This window comes from Agrococcus sp. UYP33, assembly GCF_054060915.1.
Map to the genome: position 1 here is coordinate 1,582,844 of NZ_JBSSDR010000001.1, position 21,225 is coordinate 1,604,068.

Below are 21,225 nucleotides of genomic sequence, written 5' to 3' on the forward strand. Positions count from 1 at the left end.
TAACGGGGGCGGAGGCGTGCGCCGGGGTTGTGGTCGAAAGGTGCGTTTCGGTCGTTCTGGTCAGAGGCTACGCCGCTGGGACGCGGCCTACCATGGGCGACGTGAGACGGGCGATGAGGCTGCGCACCCAGCTGGTGCTGCTGCAGAGCGCCATCATGCTCGTCGTCATCCTCGGGTCCGGCATCGCGGCCGCGTGGCTGCAGGAGCGCTCGCTCCGGGACGCCTACCTCGACCGCATGATCGCGGTGGCCGAGTCGACCGCCGGGCTGCCGACCGTGGTCGACGCCTTCGATTCGCCCGACCCGTCGGCCATCATCCAGCCGATCGCCGAGACGATCCGCGAGGCCTCCGACGTCACCTACGTCGTCGTCACCGATGCCGACGGCATCCGCTTCTCCCATCCCAACCCCGACCTCATCGGCGAGCGCGTCTCGACCGACCCGACGGCGGCCGAGTCGGGCGAGGTCTACGTCGGCACGCAGACCGGCACGCTCGGCACGTCGTGGCGCGCGAAGGTGCCGGTGTTCGACGAGTCGGGTGCCGTGGTGGGCCAGGTCTCCGTCGGCATCCTCGAGTCGGAGCTGCAGCGCGACTGGCTCAGCACCGTCTGGATCCTCGCCCTGTGCCTGGGCATCGCTGCGATCGTCGGCGTCGTGCTCGCCTCCTGGGCCGCGTCGCTCGTGCGGCGTCGCATCTACGGCGTCGAGCCCGACGAGATCAAGTCGATGCTCGAGACGCGCAACGCGACCCTGCACGGCATCGGTGATGGCCTCGTGGTGCTCGACGAGCGCGGCGGCATCGTGCTCTGCAACGACGCGGCGCTGCGGCTGCTGGGACGCGAGGGGGCCGACCTCGCGGGCACGCCCATCGCCGAGGTGCTCGACGCGCCCATCGATCCGCTGCTCGCCGACGCAGGCGAGCAGCAGCTCGTGCTCGCGGGGGAGCGGATGCTGGTAGCCCGCGTCGACCGCGTGGTGGTCGACGACCGCGCGGTCGGCACCGTGCTGATCCTGCGCGACCGCACCGAGCTCGACGCGGCGCTGCGCGACCTCGCCGGCGCGCAGGGGATGACCGAGACGCTGCGCGCGCAGCAGCACGAGTTCGCCAACACTTTGCACACGCTCGGCGGGCTGCTCGAGCTCGGCGAGGCCGAGGCAGCGATGGGCGTCATCGAGCGTGCGGGCGCCGGCGGCGCGCTCGCATCGCTCGAGCCCTCCTCCGGCATCCTCGAGCTCGAGGTGGCGGCGCTGCTGCTCGCGAAGCGGGCGCAGGCCAAGGAGCGCGGCGTCGAGCTGGCCGTGCTGCCGGGATCGACGCTCCGCCCCGCCGACTCCGTCGGCGTCGCGGGCGACTGGGTGACCGTGCTCGGCAACCTCGTCGACAACGCCATGGATGCGTCGGACGGCGGCCGCATCGAGGTCGCGATCGACGACGAGGGCGACGGCGGCGCCCGCGTCGTGACGATCACGGTCGATGACGACGGGCCGGGGGTGCCCGAGGCGCAGCGCGACGCGATCTTCGACATCGAGGTGTCGACGAAGTCGCACGTCGCGGGTCTCGCGCGCGGCTACGGCCTCACCCTCGTGCGCCGGGTCGCCGAGCGGCTCGGCGGCAGCGCGCACGTCGAGCCCTCGCCGCTCGGCGGCGCCCGCTTCGTCGCGCGCCTGCCGGTCGTGCCGAGCGGCGTGCGCGCATGAGGCCGCTGCGCGCGCTCATCGTCGAGGACGACAAGGCGGTCGCGCTCGTCACGCGCAGGTTCGTCGAGCGGCACGGCGCGTTCGTCGTCGCGGGGGAGGCGGCGACGGGTCGCGCGGCGCTCGAGGCGATCGAGGCGCTCCGCCCGGATCTCGTGCTGCTCGACGTGCACCTCCCGGACGCCTCGGGCATCGAGGTGCTGCGGGTCGCGCGCACGCGCGGCTTCGCCGGCGAGGTCGTGGCCGTGACCGCGGCGCGCGACCTCGAGACGGTGCGGGCGGCACGCGCGTTCGGGGTGCGCCACTACCTCGTCAAGCCGTTCGGGCTCGAGGCGATGCGCGAGCGGCTCGAGGCGATCCGGGCAGAGCTCGAGCAGGCGGAGGCGCTCGGCGTGCAGGTGCTCGACCAGCGCGCGGTCGACGCCATGCTGCAGCCGGCCGACCGGCAGCGGCCGGCGCCGGCGGGGTCGCAGCTCACGCTCGACCGCGTGGCTGCCGTGCTCGAGACGCTGGATGAGTCGGCGAGCGCGGCCGAGATCGGCGAGCGGCTGGGGATGTCGCGGGTCAGCGCGCGGCGCTACCTCGAGCGGCTGGTGATCGAGGGCCGCGCCGAGGTGGCGCCGCGGTACGGCGGCACGGGCAGGCCGGAGCTGCGCTACAGCGCGCGGCGCTGACCGCCGACCCGCTGGTAGCCTTCGCCCACCACGAACCGGGGATCGAGGCCATGGAGCGCACGCGCAGCCGACGGATCTGGTGGCTCGGCGCCGCGATCGCGGTCCTGCTCGTCGCGGCTGTCGCCGGAGCCATCTTCCAGCCCTGGCGGCTGCTGTACGACGAGACGGTGGTCGAGGCGGTGCCGACGGCTGGACCGGTGGCGGAGGCCGATCCGGCAGCGCCCTCGTCGTCGCCGACCCCTGCGGCGCCGACGGGGCCGGTGGAGCTCGCCGCCGGCGCCCTGATCTCGCACGAGCACCCGACCACGGGCACGGCTCGCGTGCTGCAGCTCGAGGACGGCGCACGCGTGCTCGTGCTCGACGGCCTCGACACCGTGAACGGGCCCGACCTGCACATGTGGCTCACCGACCAGCCCGTCATCGAGGGCACGGACGGGTGGTTCGTCTTCGATGACGGGGCATGGACCTCGCTCGGGCCGCTGCGCGGGAACGTGGGCACCCAGCAGTACGCGATCCCCGATGGGGTCGACCTCGCGCAGGTGACGAGCGTCTCGATCTGGTGCGAGCGCTTCGCCGTCTCGTTCGGCGCGGCACCGCTCGACCTCGCGTGAGCTGAGGCCGGTGCCTCAGTGCACGGGCGAGCCCAGCAGGGTGCCGATCGACCAGGTCGCGGCGAGCGCGATGATGCCGCCGAGCAGCACGCGCACCGTCCCGAGCCGCTTGCCGGAGCCGCCGATGCGCGCCGAGACGACGCCGGTGATGAGGAGCGCCACGATCGTCGCGACCACGATCGACCACGGCATCCACGTGGCAGGGGAGAGCAGCGCCGCGAGCAGCGGCACGAGCGAACCCAGCGTGAAGGCGACGGCCGAGGAGGCGGCGGCAGCCCACGGGTTGTTGAGGTCCTCGGGGTCGAGCTTGTACTCGACGTCGAGGTGCGCGCGCAGCGGGTCGGACGCCGTCAGCTCGGCGGCGACGAGGTGCGCCGTCTCGGGCGAGAGGCCGCGGAGCTCGTACATGTGCGCGAGCTGGTCGATCTGCCCCTCGGGGTTCTCGTCGAGGTGGCGCAGCTCGCGGCGGATCGCCGCGCGCTCGCTGTCGCGCTGCGACGAGACCGAGACGTACTCGCCGACGGCCATCGAGAAGGCACCGGCGACCAGCGCGGCGATGCCGGCGGTGAGGATGCCGGCGAGCGTCGTGCCTGCACCCGCGACGCCGACCATGAGGGCCGAGGTCGAGACGATGCCGTCGTTCGCGCCGAGCACGCCGGCGCGCAGCCAGTTGAGCCTCGAGGCCATCGACTCGACCGGCGGCGGCAGGTCGGGGCGGCGCTGGAGCGCTGGATCCATGGGTGTCCTCCTGGCATCCATCGTCCGGGCTCCGCGGCGCCGCCGCAACGAAGGCCAGGCTCGTTCGAAAGCCGTACGAATGCCGAATCTTGACGCTTCGGGAAGCCGAAAGCGAGCGGGGGCGCATGCGCGTCGGCGCTAGGCTTGCCCAGGCGAATCCCCCAACATCAACGGATTGGATGACGCGTGGATCTCTATGAGTACCAGGCAAGGGACCTGTTCGAGCAGCACGGGGTACCCGTGCTGCGAGGCATCACCGCCGACACCCCCGAGCAGGCCGAGGCAGCAGCCACGGAGCTCGGCGGCGGTGTCGTGGTCGTGAAGGCACAGGTCAAGACGGGCGGCCGCGGCAAGGCCGGCGGCGTGAAGCTGGCGAAGAGCCCGGCGGAGGCGAAGACGGCCGCGGAGGCCATCCTCGGCCTCGACATCAAGGGGCACACCGTGCACCGCGTGATGATCGCCGAGGGTGCAGCGATCAAGGAGGAGTACTACTTCTCCATCCTGCTCGACCGCTCGAACCGCTCCTACCTCGCCATGTGCTCGTACGAGGGCGGCATGGACATCGAGCAGCTCGCCGAGGAGCGCCCCGAGGCGCTCGCCAAGGTCGAGGTCGACCCGGCGGTCGGCATCGACGCGGCGAAGGCCGAGGAGATCGTCCGCGCCGCGAGCTTCCCCGAGGAGCTCGTCGCGAAGGTCGCACCCGTGCTCGTGACGCTCTACGGCGTCTTCGACAAGGAGGACGCCACCCTCGTCGAGGTCAACCCGCTCGTGCTCACCGAGAGCGGCGACGTCATCGCGCTCGACGGCAAGATCACGCTCGACGAGAACGCTGACTTCCGCCAGACCGGCCACGCCGAGCTCGAGGACAAGGCCGCCGCGAACCCGCTCGAGGCCAAGGCCAAGGAATCGGACCTCAACTACGTGAAGCTCGACGGCCAGGTGGGCATCATCGGCAACGGCGCGGGGCTCGTCATGTCGACGCTCGACGTCGTCGCCTACGCCGGCGAGGCGTTCGGCGGCGTGAAGCCCGCCAACTTCCTCGACATCGGTGGCGGCGCATCCGCCGAGGTCATGGCCGCCGGCCTCGACGTCATCCTGGGCGACGCCGACGTGAAGAGCGTCTTCGTCAACGTCTTCGGCGGCATCACCGCCTGCGACGAGGTCGCGAACGGCATCGTCAAGGCGCTCGAGATCCTCGGCGACGAGGCCTCGAAGCCGCTCGTCGTGCGACTCGACGGCAACAACGTCGAGGAGGGCCGACGCATCCTCGCCGACGCCGACCACCCGCTGGTGACCGTCGTCGACACCATGGACGAGGCAGCGGCCAAGGCCGCCGAGCTGGCTGCGGCCTAGGAGAGCAGAAGATGTCGATCTATCTCAACAAGGACAGCAAGGTCATCGTCCAGGGCATCACCGGCGGCGAGGGCTCCAAGCACACCGCGCGCATGCTCGCCGCGGGCACGCAGGTCGTGGGCGGCGTGAACGCCCGCAAGGCCGGCACGACCGTCTCGCACACCGCCGCCGACGGCTCCGCCGTCGAGCTGCCCGTGTTCGGCACCGTCGCCGAGGCGATCGCCGAGACCGGCGCCGACGTCTCGATCGTCTTCGTGCCGCCGGCGTTCGCCAAGGACGCGGTCATCGAGGCCATCGACGCCGGCATCGGCCTGCTCGTGGTCATCACCGAGGGCATCCCCGTGCAGGACTCGGCCGAGTTCTGGGCGCACGCGAAGTCCGCGGGCACGACGCGCATCATCGGCCCGAACTGCCCCGGCATCATCACGCCGGGCGAGTCACTCGTGGGCATCACGCCCGCGAACATCACCGGCAAGGGCCCGATCGGCCTGGTCTCGAAGTCGGGCACGCTCACGTACCAGATGATGTTCGAGCTGCGCGACCTCGGCTTCTCGACCGCCATCGGCATCGGCGGCGACCCGATCATCGGCACGACGCACATCGACGCCCTCGAGGCGTTCGAGGCCGACCCCGAGACGAAGGCGATCGTCATGATCGGCGAGATCGGCGGCGACGCCGAGGAGCGCGCTGCCGACTACATCAAGGCGCACGTGACGAAGCCGGTCGTCGGCTACGTCGCCGGCTTCACGGCGCCCGAGGGCAAGACGATGGGCCACGCCGGCGCCATCGTCTCGGGCTCGTCGGGCACGGCGCAGGCGAAGCAGGAGGCCCTCGAGGCCGCCGGCGTCAAGGTCGGCAAGACGCCGTCCGAGGCTGCCCGCCTCATGCGCGAGATCATCGAGTCGCTCTGAGCTGACTCGCCAATGCAGGGCCCCGGCTTCGGCCGGGGCCCTGTTCGCGTTCCCGGCCGGTGCGCGCTCCCTGTCTGCGCCCAAGCCCGCGCACTAGGGTTGCCGCACCGATCGACACGACGGAGGGGACGGCGATGAGCCACGACGAGGGACACGACAGCGAGGGCACGAAGAAGCCAGGAGGCCTCGGCGAGGACGGCACGATCCCGGCCGACCCGGACGGGCTGGGCGCGACGACGACCGATGAGTCGTCGACCTTCGAGCCCGAGGAGGACGAGGCCGCGCACCCCGAGGCCGACTAGCGCGGAGCTTCGTCGGGCGCCGCTCCGCCGATGCGCTCGATGACGAAGACCGGATGCCGGGCGGCGATCGCGGCGAACGCCGCGAGGTCGTCGTCCGGCCCGGCCTCGACGTGCGCGCGCACGATCGGGGTGCGGCGCACGTACGCGCGCAGCACCGACGCCGCCTCGTCGGGCGGGAGCTCGGTCGCGCGCACCTCGTGCGTCGCGCCGCGCTCGATCGTCGCGACGCCCGCGGCGCGCAGGTTCCGCACCCAGTCGACGACGCCGTAGGGCGCGACGAGGTGCACGCGGCCGTCGAGCGCGAGCGGCGTGACCGGCGTGGTGCGCGGCTCGCCGCTCGAGCGGCCGACGACCGTCAGCGCGACCGCGCCGCCAGGGCCGAACCCCGCTCGGGCGAGCGCCACGATCGCGCGATCGGCGAGCCTGCGGACGATCGAGCGGCGGAAGCGGGCCATGGCGTCAGCGTACGGCCGGGTCGGGCGCACACGGGCGCATCCGGGCGTCGCGCTCGCGCTCGGCGCCGCAGGGCGGCAGAGTGGGCGCATGACGATCCTGTGCGCGACGTGCGGCGTCGAGGCCGCCGAGCCGCTGCCCGAGACCTGCCCGATCTGCGCCGACGAGCGCCAGTGGGTGCCGATGCATGGCCAGATCTGGACGAGCACCGGCGAGCACGCCGACGACGGCATGCACATCGACGTCGTCGAGCTCGAGCCGGGCGCCTGGGCGCTCACCTCCGACCCGGCCGTCGGCATCGGGCAGCGCTCGATCCTCGTGCAGACCACCGAGGGCAACCTGCTGTGGGACCCGCTCGGCGCCATCACCGACGCGGCCGTCGAGCAGGTGCGGGAGCTCGGCGGGCTCGCGGTCGTGGCGGCGTCGCATCCGCACATGTTCGGCGTGCAGTGCGCGTGGGCGGATGCGCTCGATGCGCGCGTGCTCGTGAACCGGCACGACGCGTCGTGGGTGCAGCGCCAGCACGAGCGCATCGAGCTCTGGGACGACGAGGTCGACCTGCTGCCCGGCGTGCGGCTGCTGCGCCTCGGCGGGCACTTCCCGGGCGCGGCCGTCGTCGTGTGGGAGGCCGGGAGCGAGGGGGAGGGGTCCCTGCTCGCGGGCGACACGATGCAGCCGAAGCCCGACCGCGCGAGCGTCGGCTTCATGCGCTCGTACCCGAACAACATCCCGCTCTCGGCGAGCGTCGTGCGCCGGCTCGCGGACCGTGCGGCCGAGCTGCGGTTCCGCCGCGTCTACGGCAACATCCCCGGCCAGGTCGTCGAGGACGGCCCGACGGCGATCGCCCGCAGCGCCGAGCGCCACATCGGCTGGGTGACGGGCGCGTTCGACCACCTGACGTAGTCCACAGGGCCGCGAACCGAGCCGCGGGGGTCGCGCATCGCGTGGCAGGGTTCGCGGCATGGTGGATCCGCTCCTGGTCCAGCTCGGCGTGCTGAGCGCTGCGCAGCTGCTGCAGCTCGGATGGTCGCGGGGGGAGATCGAGCGAGCCGTGCAGCTCGGCACGCTGCTCCGGCTGCGCTCGGGATGGTTCGCCCAGCCAGGAGCGAGCGCGAGCGTCGTGTCGGCGGTGCGGCAGGGCGGGTGCCTCGCGTGCGCGAGCGCCTTGCGCGCCCGCGGCGTCTGGGTGCCGGAGGGGCTCGGCCGGGGGCATGTGCGGTTCCCGCGGCGGGCCGGGAAGTCCGGTTGCTCGCCGTTCGGTGGGAGCCATGCGGTGGCGAGCGCCGTCGACGACGTGGAGACCGCGTTCCGCTGCCTGCTGCGGTGCGGATCGGCGGAGGACGTCGTGGTCGTGGCTGACTCGCTGCTGCACCTGCGGAGGGCGACGCGGGCGGAGCTGACCCGCTGGGCGGAGGGCGCTCCGGCACGCGTGCGCCGCCTGCTCGACAAGGTCGATGTCGCGGAGTCCGGGACCGAGACGATGGTGCGGCTCCGGCTGCGTGCGCTCGGGATCGCGGTGCGCACGCAGGTGTCGATCTGGGAGGGTATGCGGGTCGACCTGCTCATCGGCGATCGGCTCGTCATCGAGTGCGACAGCAGGGAGCACCACGCCGGCTGGGATCGGCAGCAGCAGGACCGCGCGCGGGATCGCGAGCTGGCGGCGCTCGGCTACCTGCCGCTGCGCCTCACGTACCGCCAGATCCACGACGACTGGCCGCGGATCGAGGCGGACGTGCTCGCCATCGTGCGCCGTGGCGATCACCGCCGGCCGCGCGTCCGGAAGATGAGCGGCTGAGCGGACCGCCGGATGGACTATCCACTCGGCAGCCCGCTCAGCTGCACATGTTTGGGGGAACGGCGAAGGGCCCGGCCGGAGCCGGGCCCTTCGTCGGTGCGGATCAGCGCAGCGGCGCGAGGATCGCGTTCAGCGACGTGCTCGGACGCATCGCGGCGTCGGCCAGCTCGGTGTCGACGCGGTAGTAGCCGCCCAGGTCGACCGGGCTGCCCTGCACCGCGACGAGCTCGCGCTCGATCGCCTCGGTCTGCGAGACCATCGCCTCGGCGACCGGCGCGAACGTCTGCGCGAGGTCGGCGTCGTCGGTCTGCGCCGCGAGCTCCTCCGCCCAGTAGCGCGCGAGCCAGAAGTGGCTGCCGCGGTTGTCGAGCTCGCCGGTCTTCCGCGACGGCGACTTGTTCTCGTTGAGGAACGAGCCGGTCGCGGCGTCGAGCGTCTCGGCCAGCACGCCCGCGCGGGCGTTGCCGGTCGACTCCGACAGGTGCCGGAACGACTCGGCGAGCGCCATGAACTCGCCGAGCGAGTCCCAGCGCAGGTGGTTCTCCTCGACGAGCTGCTGCACGTGCTTCGGGGCGGAGCCGCCGGCGCCGGTCTCGAAGAGCCCGCCGCCGTTCAGCAGCGGCACGACCGACAGCATCTTCGCGCTCGTGCCGAGCTCGAGGATCGGGAACAGGTCGGTGTTGTAGTCGCGCAGCACGTTGCCGGTCACCGAGATGGTGTCCAAGCCAGAGCGGATGCGCTCGATCGCGTGCTTCGTCGCGTCGACGGGGCTCATGATCGCGATCTCGAGGCCCTCGGTGTCGTGCTTCGCGAGCTCTTCCTCGACCTTCGCGATCAGCTGCGCGTCGTGCGCGCGGCCCTTGTCGAGCCAGAACACCGCGGGGGTGGCGGATGCGCGGGCGCGCGTGACCGCGAGCTTCACCCAGTCGCGCACCGCGACATCCTTCGTCTGGCACGCGCGCCAGATGTCGCCGGCCTCAACGTCATGCCCGAGCAGCACCTCGCCCGCGGCGTTCACGACCTCGATGCGGCCGGCCTGCTCGACGCGGAACGTCTTGTCGTGCGAGCCGTACTCCTCGGCCTTCTGCGCCATGAGGCCGACGTTGGGCACGGAGCCCATCGTGGTCGGGTCGAAGGCGCCGTTGGCGCGGCAGTCGTCGATGACGACCTGGTAGATGCCGGCGTACGACGAGTCGGGGATCACGGCGAGCGTGTCGGCCTCCTCGCCGTCCGGGCCCCACATGTGGCCGGACTGGCGGATCATCGCGGGCATCGACGCGTCGACGATCACGTCGGAAGGCACGTGCAGGTTGGTGATGCCGCGGTCGGAGTTGACCATCGCAAGGCGCGGGCCGTCGGCGAGGCCGTCCTCGATCGCCTGGCGGACACCGGCTGCGGTCGACTCGTCGAGCTCGCCGAGCCCGGAGAGGATCGCGGCGAGGCCGTTCTCGGGCGAGAGGCCTGCCTCGTCGAGGGCGGCGCCGTAGCGCTCGAACACCGTCGGCAGGAATGCGCGCACGACGTGACCGAAGATGATCGGGTCGGAGACCTTCATCATGGTCGCCTTGAGGTGGGCGGAGAACAGCACGTGCTCGTCGCGAGCGCGCTGCACCTGCTCGACGAGGAACGCGTCGAGCGCCTTCGCGCTCATGAAGGTCGCGTCGACGATCTCGCCCTCGAGCACGCGGAGGCCGTCCTTGAGCACGATCGTGCCGCCCTCGGTGACGAGGCGGATCTGCAGCGTGTCGTCGGCCGGCATCGTCACCGACTGCTCGTTGGCGCGGAAGTCGCCGGCGCCCATCGTCGCGACAGCCGTCTTCGAGTCGGGCAGCCAGGCGCCCATGGAGTGCGGGTGCTTGCGCGCGTACTCCTTCACCGAGCGCGGGGCTCGCCGGTCGGAGTTGCCCTCGCGGAGCACCGGGTTGACCGCCGAGCCCTTGATCGCGTCGTAGCGGGCGCGGATGTCGCGGTCCTCGTCGGTCGAGACCTCGTCGGGGTAGTCGGGCAGGGCGATGCCCTTGCCCTGCAGCTCGGCGATGGCGGCCTTCAGCTGCGGCACCGATGCCGAGATGTTGGGCAGCTTGATGATGTTCGCCTCGGGCGACTTCGCCAGCTCGCCGAGCTCGGCGAGCGCGTCCGACTCCTGCTGGTCGGCCGGCAGGCGGTCGGCGAACGCCGCGACGATGCGGCCGGCGAGCGAGATGTCGCGGCTCTCGACCTCGACGTCGGCCGCGGCGGCGAACGCGCGCACGATCGGGAGCAGCGAGTGCGTCGCGAGCATGGGCGCCTCGTCGGTGTACGTGTAGATGATCTTGGCCATGCGGCTCGAACCCCTCGCGGTCGTGTAGAACGGCGGCCGCGAGCGCTTCGCGCCGGCCGCGCCATGCGCCTCCAACCTACCGCGACCGGGCTCTGGCGGCGCGCGGCGGGGGAGACGGCCGGCGAGCGGATCGTCGGTAGGGTTGCCAGCCGTGCGTCGCGTGTGGGCCGGGATCGGCCAGGCTGTCGAGTCCGCCGCCATCGCGGCGGTGGGCCTCGTCCTGTGCGCGCTCGTGCTGCTCGCCGTCTGGGGCATCGACCAGGGCTTCGGCGGCGACCCGCTGCTGCAGTGGCGCATCGCGGTCGACGCGTGGATGCTCGGCCACGGCGTCGACGTCGGCATCACGCTCGCGCCCGATGCGGTGCTCGCGATCGGCCTCGAGGAGGCGGGGCGCTCGTTCGTCCTCTCGCTGGGCGCCTGGGGCATCGGCCTCGTGACCCTCTGGCTGCACTGGCGCAGCGGCCGCCGGCTCGCCGGGCTGCCGCTCGTCGAGACCGGCATCGCGGTCGTCGCGGGCGCGCTCGCGACCGGTGCCGTCGGCCTGCTCGCGGGCGTGAGCGCGCAGCATCCGAGCGCCGCGCCCAACCTCGGCCAGGCGTTCGCGCTCCCGGCGCTCGTCGCGCTCGTCGGCATGGTCGGCGCCGTGCTCGCGGCGCGCGGCCACGACTGGCTGCACGCGCTGGCGCGCGCGCTCACCATCGAGGACGGCTGGCTGCGACCGGTGCGCGCGGCGCTGCGCGCGGGGATCGGCGGCGCGATCGGCGTGCTCGGCGTCGGCGCGCTGCTCGTGGGGGTGGGCCTGCTGCTGCGCTTCACCGACGGCCTGCTGCTCATGGAGTCGCTCGAGGTGACGCACCTCGGCGCCGGCGTGCTCCTCCTCCTGCAGCTCGCGCTCGCACCGGTCGCGATCGTGTGGGGCGCCGCGTGGGCGATCGGCCCGGGCTTCATGCTGGGGCGAGGCTCGAGTGTCTCACCGCTCGGCACCGACCTCGGCCCGGTGCCGTCGCTGCCGATGCTGACGGCGATCGACCCGGACACGCAGTCGTGGATGCTCGTCGTCGTCGCGCTCCCGGTGCTCGCTGCCGTCGTGGTCGGCGCGTTCGCGCGCCAGACCACGCTCGCCGGCAGCGCCGACCGGCCGGTGCACTGGTGGGAGCTCGCGGCGGCCGCAGTGGGCGGCGGCGTGCTCGCCGGCGCGCTGCTCGGCGTCGCCGCGATGCTCGCGACGGGCGCGGCGGGTCCCGGCCGGCTGTCGCTCACCGGACCGGATGCCGTGCAGGTGGCCGCATGGGGCGCGCTCGAGGTGGGCGCCGGGCTGCTCATCGGCATGCTCGCCGGCGGCCGCGGTGCGAGCGCCCTCGCGAAGGAGAGCGCGGGCACCTCGATGCGCGACGTGCTCGGCTTCGGCCGCAGCCGCGACGAGCCGGTGGATGATGCGGATGGCGCGGATGACGTGGATGGCACGGATGACGTGGCCGACCGCGATGCGGATGCGCCGGCGACCGACAGCTCCGCCGTCGACCCCGACGAGCAGGAGACGGCCGCGGTCGAGCCCGTGCCGACGCCGACGCGGATGCCGACGCGCGACGCCCCGTCCGACGCGGCAGAGCGGGATCGGGCGGCCGACGACGCGAGCGAGCCGACGCATCCGACGCACGAGCGCACGCACGACCACGAGCGCGACCCGGAGGGCGACCGCCCGATCGGGTGAAGCAGCGGGGCCGTAGGATGGAGCACGTGCTGCGCCTCGTCGTCCTCGTCTCCGGCAGCGGCACCAACTTCGCGGACCTGCTCGAGCGCACCCGCGCCGGCCGCGTCCCGGCCGAGATCATCGCCGTCGGCGCCGACCGCGAGTGCGGCGGCCTCGACATCGCCCGCGCCGCCCGGATCCCGACGTTCGTCGAGCCGTTCTCGGCGCCGCGCGAGGCGTGGTCCGATCGCATCGCCGACCGCATCGCGGCGTTCGAGCCCGACGTCGTCGTGCTCTCCGGCTTCATGCGGCTGCTGTCGGCGCGCGCGGTCGCGCGCTTCGAGCCGGCGATCCTCAACACGCATCCGGCCTACCTGCCCGAGTTCCCGGGTGCGCACGGGGTGCGCGACGCGATCGCGGCCGGCGTGGCGCAGACCGGGGCATCCGTGATCATCGTCGACAGCGGCGTCGACACCGGTCCCGTCCTGGCGCAGCAGCGCGTGCCCGTGCTGCCCGACGACACGCAGGACACCCTGCACGACCGCATCAAGCTCGTGGAGCGCGACCTGCTCGCGAGCGTGATCATCGACATCGCCGACGGCACGTGCGACCTGGCCGACCACGGCCTCGAGCGACGCCGAGCGGCGAGCGACACGGAGGAGAGACAGTGAGCGGACCCCAGCACGACCCGAGCCTCTACCGTGAGCGCGACCTGGTGCCCTTCCGGCGCGCGCTGCTCTCGGTGAGCGACAAGAGCGGCGTCGTCGAGCTCGGCCGCGCGCTCGCCGAGGCGGGCGTGGAGCTCGTCTCGACCGGCTCGACCGCGAAGATGCTGGCGGATGCCGGCCTCCCGGTCACCGAGGTGGCGCAGGTCACGGGGTTCCAGGAGGCGCTCGACGGCCGCGTGAAGACGCTGCACCCCGCGATCCACGCTGGCCTGCTCGCCGACCTGCGGCTCGAGCACCACGAGGCGCAGCTCGCCGAGCTCGGCATCGCGCCGTTCGAGCTCGTGGTCGTCAACCTCTACCCGTTCGTCGAGACGGTCCGCTCCGGCGCCGCCGACGCCGACGTGGTCGAGCAGATCGACATCGGCGGCCCGGCGATGGTCCGCGCGTCGGCGAAGAACCACGCCAACGTCGCGATCGTCACCGACCCGCGCATCTACCCGCTCATCGCGAAGGCCGCGAGCACGGGCCTCACGCTGCTGCAGCGCCGCGCCCTCGCGCGCGACGCGTTCGCGCACACCGCCGCCTACGACGGCGCCGTGGCGCGCTGGTTCGCGGGCGAGCCGGTCGAGGCGCCCGCAGCGCCGGCGGCGCCGAAGCCCGAGCCGGTCGAGCCGGTCGCCGCGGAGGCTGCCGCGGCACCCGCAGCGCAGGCCGCGCCGGCACCGGCGGGGGCCGAGGCATCCGTGGCGCCCGACACGTCGAGCGCCACGGGCCTCCTCAAGGCGGTCGGCGCCGCGACGCTCGTCTCGGGCCTCCGCTACGGCGAGAACAGCCACCAGCAGGCGGGCATCTTCGCGCTGCCCGGCGGCGCGGGCATCACGCAGGCCGAGCTGCTGCACGGCAAGCCGATGTCGTTCAACAACTACGTCGACGCGGACGCGGCGCTGCGCGCCGCCTTCGACTTCTCGGAGCCCGCGGTCGCGATCATCAAGCACGCGAACCCGTGCGGCATCGCGGTCGCCGCGGCAGGCGCCGCCGACCCGATCGCGTCGGCGCACGAGCGCGCGCACGCGTGCGACCCGGTCTCGGCGTTCGGCGGCGTGATCGCGGCGAACCGCACCGTCACCCGCGCGATGGCCGAGACGGTGAAGGACATCTTCACCGAGGTGGTCGTCGCCCCCGACTTCGAGCCCGAGGCGCTCGAGCTGCTGACGGCCAAGAAGAACATCCGCCTGCTGCGCCTGCCCGAGGGCTACGCGCGCGAGGGCTCCGAGCTGCGGCAGGTCTCGGGCGGCGTGCTCGTGCAGCAGCCCGACACGTTCGAGGGCTTCTCGTCGCACACGTGGCGCCGCGTCAGCGGGTCGCACGTGTCGGACGCGGTGCTCGCCGACCTCGAGTTCGCCTGGCGCGCCTGCCGGTCGGTGAAGTCGAACGCGATCCTGCTCGCGTCGGGCCTCGCATCCGTCGGCGTCGGCATGGGACAGGTGAACCGGGTCGACTCGTGCAAGCTCGCCGTCGAGCGCGCGGGCGACCGCGCGGCCGGATCGGTCGCGGCGTCGGATGCGTTCTTCCCGTTCGCCGACGGCCTGCAGATCCTGCTCGACGCGGGCGTCACCGCGGTCGTCCAGCCGGGCGGCTCGGTGCGCGACGAGGAGGTCATCGCCGCGGCGAACGCGGCCGGCATCACGATGTACTTCACGGGCGAGCGCCACTTCGCGCACTGACCGCCGCTGGCTCGCCGACGGGTGGGCGCGCCCGCGACAGGTGGGCCCGCCCGCGGCCGGTGGCCGAGCAGGCCCACCCGTCCCGGGCAGCCCCACCCGTCGCCGGCGGCGCCACCCGTCGCGGGACGCCGCCACCGCGCGACGGCCCGCGTCGCTAGCCTGGCTGCCGTGAGCGCAGGCACCGTCGACGACGTCCGCCGCGCGCGCCGCATCCTCTGCTTCGGCGTGACCGGCTCGGGCAAGTCGACGATGGCGGTCGCGCTCGGGGAGCGGCTCGGGCTGCCCGTCACGCTCGTCGACGACCTGTGCTGGTCGCCCGGCTGGGTGCAGCGCTCGCGCGACGAGATCGACGCGAGCGTGCTGCCGATCCTCGCAGGGGACGCGTTCGTGCTCGACACCGTCTACGGCTTCCACAACGAGCACGCGCTCGCGAGCGTCGACGTCATCGTCGGCCTCGACTACGCGCGCCTGGTCTCGCTCGTGCGACTCGTCCGCCGCACCGCCCGCCGCATCCGCACCCGCGAGCGCGTCTGCAACGGCAACGTCGAGACGCTCCGGCTCGCGCTCGCGCGCGACTCGATCATCGGCTGGCACTTCCGCTCGTGGCGGTCGAAGCGCGAGCGGATGCGCCGGTGGCAGTCGGACGCGTCCGCGCCGCCAGTGCTGCTGCTGGCCCGCCCGCGCGACGCCGACCGCCTGCTCGCGTCGCTGTGACGGGCGACTCGCGGCTGAGGGGCTAGACGCGTCGCGCAGGGACTGCTTAGGATGGAAGGCTGTCCGCGCCATCCCGTCGCGGCCGACCGAGGAGGATGCCATGAGCACGACGACGAACGCTCCGATCGCTGCCGCCCGCGCCCTCCTCGCCCGCACCGACGTCGGCGGACGCCGGTAGCAGGAGGGCCTCGCAGCCCGTCGCGAGCCTCGCTCGCACGCGTCGACCGCCCGAGGTCGGACGCAGCACCACCATCGCGACCCACCGGTCGCATCAGCACCGCGGGCCCACGACGCCCGCGACCGCGAAGGATCGCCCTCATGTCCTCGACGCCCCCGCCCGAGCAGTCTCCGCCCGCGCAGCCTCCGACCGAGCAGCCAGCTGCCCAGCCCGAGACCGCGAGCCACCTCTCCGCGCTCGCCCGGCTGCTGCCGTTCCTGCGCCCGGTGCTGCCCCGCCTCGTGCTCGGCACGGTCGCCGCGCTCGTCTCGGCGCTCCTGAGCCTCGCGACGCCGATCGCCATGCGCGCGCTCGTCGACGGGCCGCTCGCGCAGTCCGACGCATCCGCCGTGTGGCCGGTCGCGCTCGCGATCCTGCTGCTCGCGCTCGGTGAGGCGTTCTTCGTCTACATGCGCCGCATCCTCGTGACGCTGCCCTCGACGCAGATCGAGGCGGCCATGCGCCGCTCGCTCTACGGCCAGCTGCAGGCGCTCCCGGTCGCCTTCCACGACCGCTGGCAGTCGGGCCAGCTGCTGAGCCGAGCCGTGCAGGACCTCGGCATGATCCGCCGCTTCATCGCGTTCGGCATGCCGCTGCTCGTCGTGAACGCGATCACGCTCGTCGTCGGCATCGTCATCCTCTTCTTCTGGAGCCCGGTGCTCGCGGGCGCCTTCGTCGTGCTCTCCGCGCCGATCGTCTTCGTCGCGCTGCGCTTCGAGCGCCGCTACTTCACGATCTCGCGCTCGGCGCAGGACCAGGCGGGCGACCTCGCGACCACCGTCGAGCAGTCGATCCACGGCATCCGCGTGCTCAAGGCGTTCGGCCGCGGCCGCCACGCGCTCGAGGGCTTCACCGACCAGGCGTCGAACCTGCGCGAGACCGAGATCGACAAGGCCCGCATGGACGGGCACCTGTGGATGTGGCTGACGATCGTGCCGTACGTCTCGTACGCCGTCTGCCTCTTCCTGGGCGTCTGGCTCGCCGCGACCGGTCAGCTCTCGGTGGGCACGCTCTTCGCGTTCTTCGCCGTGGCGATGGTGCTCAACTGGCCCATCGAGTCGATCGGCTTCCTCTTCGCATTCCTCATCGACGCGTCGAACGCCTCGCGCCGCTTCCACGAGATCGTCGACAGCGAGAACACGATCGTCGACCCGGAGGAGCCGACGACCATCGCGCAGCCGCGCGGCCGGCTCGTGTTCGACGACGTGCACTTCCGCTACCAGGACGCGCAGCCGCACGAGCGCGACCTCGTCGACGGCGCGACGCTCACGCTCGAGCCGGGCGAGACGATGGCGCTCATCGGCATCACCGGCTCCGGCAAGACGACGCTCACCGCGCTGCCCGCGCGGCTCTACGACGTCACCGGCGGCCGCGTGCTGCTCGACGGCGTCGACGTGCGCGACCTGTCGCTCTCGGAGCTGCGCACGCACGTGGCGATGGCGTTCGAGGACGCGACGCTCTTCTCGGCGACCGTGCGCGAGAACGTGCTGATGGGCGTGCCGGATGCGTCGGACGACGTGCTCGACCGCGCGCTCGACATCGCGCAGGCCGGGTTCGTCCGCGACCTGCCCGACGGCCTCGACACGCAGATCGGCGAGGAGGGCCTGTCGCTCTCGGGCGGCCAGCGCCAGCGCCTCGCGCTCGCGCGCGCCGTCGCCGCCGACCCGGCGGTGCTCGTGCTCGACGACCCGCTCTCGGCGCTCGACGTCGAGACCGAGGCGCAGGTCGAGGAGGCGCTGCGCAGCGTGCTCGACCGCACCACGGCGCTCATCGTCGCCCACCGCCCGAGCACCGTGCAGCTCGCCGACCGCGTCGCGCTCATGCGCGACGGCCGCATCGACGACGTCGGCACGCACTCGGAGCTGCTCGCGCGCAACGAGCACTACCGCTACGTGATCTCGAGCCTCGAGGAGGCCGAGCTCGACCGCAGGAGCATCGACGCCGTCACCGGCTCGATGCAGGTGATCGACGTGGATGCGCTCGAGCGCGAGCTCGAGCAGGAGCAGGACGAGGAGGTGTCGCGATGAGCGTCTACGGCGTGCAGGGCGAGGACCGCACCGACTACACGAAGGCGGAGTCGAAGGCCATCCGCGCGCGCTCGCGGAAGCTGCTCGGCACGCTGCTGCGCCCGCACCTGTGGCGCGTCGTCGTCACGATGGTGCTCGTGATCGTCGCGGTCGCGGCGAACATCGCCGGCCCGATGCTCATCGCCTACGGCATCGACACCGGCCTGCCGTCGATCATGGAGCGCGCGGACTGGATGCCGCTGTGGGTGGCCACGGTCGCCTACATCGTCGCCGCGGTGCTCGCCGGCGTGCTCATGTACTTCTACACCGTGGGCATCGCGCGCATCAGCCAGACGGTGCTGTTCGACCTGCGCCGACGGCTCTTCGCGCACGCGCAGCGGCTGAGCCTCGAGTTCCACGAGTCCTACACGTCGGGCCGCATCATCGCGCGTCAGACGAGCGACCTGGAGGCGATCCGCGACCTGCTCGACGAGGGGCTCAACGAGCTCGTGCGCGGTGTGCTCTTCATGGCGTTCACGGGCGTCGCGATGACGGTGCTCGACCCGCTGTCGGGCCTCATCATCGGCATCGCGCTCATCCCGGCGATCATCCTCACCCGCTGGTTCCAGGTGCGCTCGACGCTGCTGTTCCGCGAGACGCGCACGACGAGCGCGCGCATGATCGTGCACTTCGTCGAGACCATGACGGGCATCCGCGCCGTCAAGGCCTTCCGCAAGGAGCCCGCGAACCAGCGCGAGTTCGACGAGCGGGTCGACGACTACCGCGACGCCAACTACCGCACGATCAACATCTTCGGCATCTACGAGCCCGGCATCATGGCGATCGGCGCGGTCACGATCGCGACGCTCGTGCTCGTCGGCGGCCTGCGGGTCGCGGAGGGGTCGCTGCAGGTCGGCGTGCTGCTCGCGATCGCGCTGTACGCGCGCAACTTCTTCCAGCCCATCCAGGGCATCGGCATGTTCTTCAACGGCTACCAGTCGGCATCGGCGGCGCTCGAGAAGATCTCCGGCATGCTCGAGGAGGAGCCGACCGTGCGGGAGCCCGGTGCGCCCAAGGCGCTGCCGGAGTCGCGCGGCCAGATCGACTTCGACGCGGTCGAGTTCTCGTACAGCAGCGGCAAGGTCGTGCTCCCCGACTTCGACCTGCACATCCCCTCGGGGCAGACGATCGCGCTCGTCGGCACCACGGGCGCCGGCAAGTCGACGCTCGCGAAGCTCGTCTCGCGCTTCTACGACCCGACCGAGGGCTCGGTGAAGCTCGACGGCGTCGACCTGCGCGAGCTCTCGAACGACGACCTGCGGCGCGCGGTCGTGATGGTGACGCAGGAGGCGTACCTGTTCTCGGGCACTGTCGCCGACAACATCGCGCTCGGCAAGCCGGGCGCGAGCGACGAGGAGATCGAGGCGGCCGCGCGCGCGGTCGGCGCGCACGAGTTCATCATGGCGCTGCCCGACGGCTACGGCACCGACGTGAACAAGCGCGGCGGACGCGTGAGCGCCGGCCAGCGGCAGCTGCTGTCGTTCGCCCGCGCCTTCCTCGCCGACCCGCGCGTGCTGATCCTCGACGAGGCGACGGCGTCGCTCGACATCCCGTCGGAGCGGCTCGTGCAGGAGGGCCTCACGACCCTGCTCGACGACCGGACGGCGATCATCATCGCCCACCGGCTCTCGACCGTCGCGATCGCCGACCGGGTGCTCGTGATGGAGCACGGGCGCATCATCGAGGACGGCAGCCCCGCGGAGCTCATCGCCGCGGGCGGCAAGTTCGCGTCGCTGCACCGCGCCTGGCGCGAGTCGCTGGTCTGATCCGGCCAACGAGCCGCGCGTCGTCGGCGGATGCGTCGGCTACGGCCGCGTGAAGCGGTCGATCGCGACCGCCTGCCAGGGCTCGAGCGCGATGCCGGCCTCGCCGTCCTCGACGCCGATGCGCACGCATCCGGGCCGGGCGGCATCGCAGTACATGCCGTCGGGCAGCGCGGTCGGCACGGCGAGCGCCAGGCGATGCTCGGAGACGTTCACCACGGCGAGACCGGTGCTGCCGCGCGCGTAGGAGACCGCGGCGCCGAGCATGCCGTCGCGCGTGTGCGCCTCGACCGCGGTCAGCGGCGCGTCCACGACGCGCGAGCGCCACGCGACGAGCCCGAGCGTGCCGGGCCAGCGATGCTGGCACACCCATGTCCCGTCGGCCCAGCCGTCGCCGGCGACGACGTCGGGGTGCTCCTCACCCGTGCACGACGCAACCGACACCGACCCGTCGGGCTCGAGCTGCGGCCCCTGGTCGCGGTCGCTGAAGGCGTAGCCGGAGTAGAGCGTCGGCATCCCGTCGTCCGAGGCGAGCATGACGGCGGTCGCCGCCGAGAGCTCTGCGCCGTCGCGGTACGAGAGCGTCGCGTCGTTGCGCTCGGTGTCGTGGTTGACGACGAAGGTGCGCGCCTGCTCCTCGAGCAGTCCGTACGACGCGGGGGAGAGGTCGGCGAGCGCCCGCGCTGACCCGTCGTGCACGAAGGCGCCGACGCGCTCCGCCCAGCCGAACTCCCACACGGTCGAGAAGGCCGTGTACTGCTCGGGCTGCACCGGCTCGCCGGCGCCGCGGATGACCTCGCTGATGACCGGCGTGCCCTCGGGGAGCGCGGCCACGATCGCCGCGACGTCGTCCGGGTCGATGTGCTTCGCCGCGTCGATGCGGAAGCCGTCGACGCCGAGCGAGAGCAGGTCGTCGAGGTAGGCGCCGATCGTCGCCCGCACGTGCTCCGACTCGGTCGCGAGGTCGGCGAGGTCCTCGAGCTCGCAGTGCTGGATGACGAAGGGCTCGCGGTAGGCGTCGATGTCGTCGTCCGGGGTGCGGTCGCAGTCGTGGAAGTCGGCGCGGTCGTAGACGGCCGCGCCGCCCGCCGATGGGTACCGGTAGTGCTCGAACGGGGTGCCGGCCCAGCCGGTGCCCGACTCGACGCCCGCCATGTGGTTGATGACCGCATCCGCGTAGACGTCGACGCCCGCCTCGTCGCACGCCGCGGTCATCGCCGCGAGCTCGTCGCGCGTGCCGAGCCGAGACTCCACCCGGTACGACACCGGCTGGTACGACCACCACCACTCCGAGCCGTCGGATCCGGTGCCGGCGGTCGCGCCGTCGACGTGCTCCTGCGGCGGGGAGGTCAGCACCCAGGCGACGCCCGCCTCGCCGAGTGTCGGGCACTCGGCCGCGATCGCGTCCCAGGTCCACTGGAACATGGCGATCCCGGTGTCGCGGCGCTCGGGCGCGGCGGATGCGCATCCCGTCAGCGCGAGCACTGCGGCGAGGCCGATCGCGGCGATCGTGCGACGCAGCACGCCAGCGC

18 protein-coding genes are annotated in these 21,225 nt (G+C 72.8%); 14 read left to right on the forward strand and 4 right to left on the reverse strand.

Annotated elements, in window-relative coordinates:
- The first annotated feature begins 101 nt into the window (after positions 1-101).
- From ACVWW9_RS07820 to ACVWW9_RS07830, 3 genes are read left to right on the forward strand one after another with little or no spacing between them, the layout of a single operon-like run.
- Complete coding sequence (locus tag ACVWW9_RS07820) at positions 102-1,697, forward strand: ATP-binding protein (RefSeq protein ID WP_456515022.1); 1,596 nt, start codon at positions 102-104, stop codon at positions 1,695-1,697.
- Positions 1,694-2,368: a response regulator transcription factor gene (locus ACVWW9_RS07825; protein WP_456515023.1), complete on the forward strand. Its 675-nt coding sequence runs from the start codon at positions 1,694-1,696 to the stop codon at positions 2,366-2,368. The genes ACVWW9_RS07820 and ACVWW9_RS07825 overlap by 4 nt, the downstream gene beginning before the upstream one ends.
- A 50-nt stretch (positions 2,369-2,418) precedes the next feature.
- The gene (locus ACVWW9_RS07830) at positions 2,419-2,979 is read left to right on the forward strand and encodes a DM13 domain-containing protein (protein ID WP_456515024.1); all 561 of its coding nucleotides are present in this window, start codon (positions 2,419-2,421) and stop codon (positions 2,977-2,979) included.
- Positions 2,980-2,994: 15 nt separating this feature from the next.
- Here the strand turns inward: ACVWW9_RS07830 and ACVWW9_RS07835 are convergent, their stop codons facing one another.
- Positions 2,995-3,717 carry a VIT1/CCC1 transporter family protein gene (locus ACVWW9_RS07835; RefSeq protein ID WP_456515025.1) on the reverse strand — a complete coding sequence of 241 codons (723 nt, stop codon included), beginning with the start codon at positions 3,715-3,717 and terminating at the stop codon, positions 2,995-2,997.
- A gap of 186 nt (positions 3,718-3,903) precedes the next feature.
- Here ACVWW9_RS07835 and sucC point away from each other — a divergent pair, with 186 nt between their 5' ends.
- The 3 genes from sucC to ACVWW9_RS07850 all read left to right on the forward strand — a co-directional run bounded on the left by sucC (position 3,904) and on the right by ACVWW9_RS07850 (position 6,283).
- Positions 3,904-5,070, forward strand: a complete 1,167-nt coding sequence (gene sucC / locus ACVWW9_RS07840; RefSeq protein ID WP_456515026.1) for an ADP-forming succinate--CoA ligase subunit beta — start codon at positions 3,904-3,906, stop codon at positions 5,068-5,070.
- Positions 5,071-5,081: 11 nt separating this feature from the next.
- The gene (gene sucD / locus ACVWW9_RS07845; protein ID WP_354256285.1) at positions 5,082-5,981 is read left to right on the forward strand and encodes a succinate--CoA ligase subunit alpha; all 900 of its coding nucleotides are present in this window, start codon (positions 5,082-5,084) and stop codon (positions 5,979-5,981) included.
- Between the two features lie 134 nt (positions 5,982-6,115).
- On the forward strand, positions 6,116-6,283 hold the full coding sequence (locus tag ACVWW9_RS07850; RefSeq protein ID WP_456515027.1) for a hypothetical protein: 168 nt from the start codon (positions 6,116-6,118) through the stop codon (positions 6,281-6,283).
- Here ACVWW9_RS07850 and ACVWW9_RS07855 read toward each other — a convergent pair.
- Entirely contained in the window at positions 6,280-6,738 is a 459-nt protein-coding gene (locus ACVWW9_RS07855) for a nitroreductase family deazaflavin-dependent oxidoreductase (protein ID WP_456515028.1), read from the reverse strand. The two genes, ACVWW9_RS07850 and ACVWW9_RS07855, sit on opposite strands and share 4 nt — an antisense overlap.
- An 88-nt stretch (positions 6,739-6,826) precedes the next feature.
- On the opposite strand from ACVWW9_RS07855, the gene ACVWW9_RS07860 reads away from it, so the two are divergent.
- Positions 6,827-7,639, forward strand: a complete 813-nt coding sequence (locus ACVWW9_RS07860) for a hydrolase (RefSeq protein ID WP_456515029.1) — start codon at positions 6,827-6,829, stop codon at positions 7,637-7,639.
- A gap of 58 nt (positions 7,640-7,697) precedes the next feature.
- Positions 7,698-8,531 (forward strand): endonuclease domain-containing protein, encoded by an 834-nt coding sequence (locus ACVWW9_RS07865; RefSeq protein ID WP_456515030.1) that lies wholly within the window; start codon positions 7,698-7,700, stop codon positions 8,529-8,531.
- Positions 8,532-8,634: 103 nt separating this feature from the next.
- Here the strand turns inward: ACVWW9_RS07865 and ACVWW9_RS07870 are convergent, their stop codons facing one another.
- The gene (locus ACVWW9_RS07870; protein WP_456515031.1) at positions 8,635-10,851 is read right to left on the reverse strand and encodes an NADP-dependent isocitrate dehydrogenase; all 2,217 of its coding nucleotides are present in this window, start codon (positions 10,849-10,851) and stop codon (positions 8,635-8,637) included.
- A 151-nt stretch (positions 10,852-11,002) separates the two neighbouring features.
- On the opposite strand from ACVWW9_RS07870, the gene ACVWW9_RS07875 reads away from it, so the two are divergent.
- From ACVWW9_RS07875 to ACVWW9_RS07900, 6 genes are all read left to right on the forward strand, one after another.
- Positions 11,003-12,562 carry a cell division protein PerM gene (locus ACVWW9_RS07875; protein WP_456515032.1) on the forward strand — a complete coding sequence of 520 codons (1,560 nt, stop codon included), beginning with the start codon at positions 11,003-11,005 and terminating at the stop codon, positions 12,560-12,562.
- A gap of 26 nt (positions 12,563-12,588) precedes the next feature.
- On the forward strand, positions 12,589-13,212 hold the full coding sequence (gene purN / locus ACVWW9_RS07880; protein WP_456515033.1) for a phosphoribosylglycinamide formyltransferase: 624 nt from the start codon (positions 12,589-12,591) through the stop codon (positions 13,210-13,212).
- A complete protein-coding gene (gene purH, locus ACVWW9_RS07885; RefSeq protein ID WP_456515034.1) occupies positions 13,209-14,933 on the forward strand; it encodes a bifunctional phosphoribosylaminoimidazolecarboxamide formyltransferase/IMP cyclohydrolase in 1,725 nt (574 codons plus the stop codon). The genes purN and purH overlap by 4 nt, the downstream gene beginning before the upstream one ends.
- A gap of 168 nt (positions 14,934-15,101) precedes the next feature.
- Positions 15,102-15,647, forward strand: a complete 546-nt coding sequence (locus ACVWW9_RS07890) for an adenylate kinase (RefSeq protein WP_456515035.1) — start codon at positions 15,102-15,104, stop codon at positions 15,645-15,647.
- A gap of 318 nt (positions 15,648-15,965) precedes the next feature.
- Positions 15,966-17,891: an ABC transporter ATP-binding protein gene (locus ACVWW9_RS07895; protein WP_456515036.1), complete on the forward strand. Its 1,926-nt coding sequence runs from the start codon at positions 15,966-15,968 to the stop codon at positions 17,889-17,891.
- Positions 17,888-19,696 (forward strand): ABC transporter ATP-binding protein, encoded by a 1,809-nt coding sequence (locus ACVWW9_RS07900; RefSeq protein WP_456515037.1) that lies wholly within the window; start codon positions 17,888-17,890, stop codon positions 19,694-19,696. Before ACVWW9_RS07895 ends, ACVWW9_RS07900 begins: the two co-directional genes overlap by 4 nt.
- A 39-nt stretch (positions 19,697-19,735) precedes the next feature.
- Here ACVWW9_RS07900 and ACVWW9_RS07905 read toward each other — a convergent pair whose 3' ends face one another.
- Positions 19,736-21,217: an alpha-amylase family glycosyl hydrolase gene (locus tag ACVWW9_RS07905; RefSeq protein WP_456515038.1), complete on the reverse strand. Its 1,482-nt coding sequence runs from the start codon at positions 21,215-21,217 to the stop codon at positions 19,736-19,738.
- Positions 21,218-21,225 lie beyond the last annotated feature (8 nt).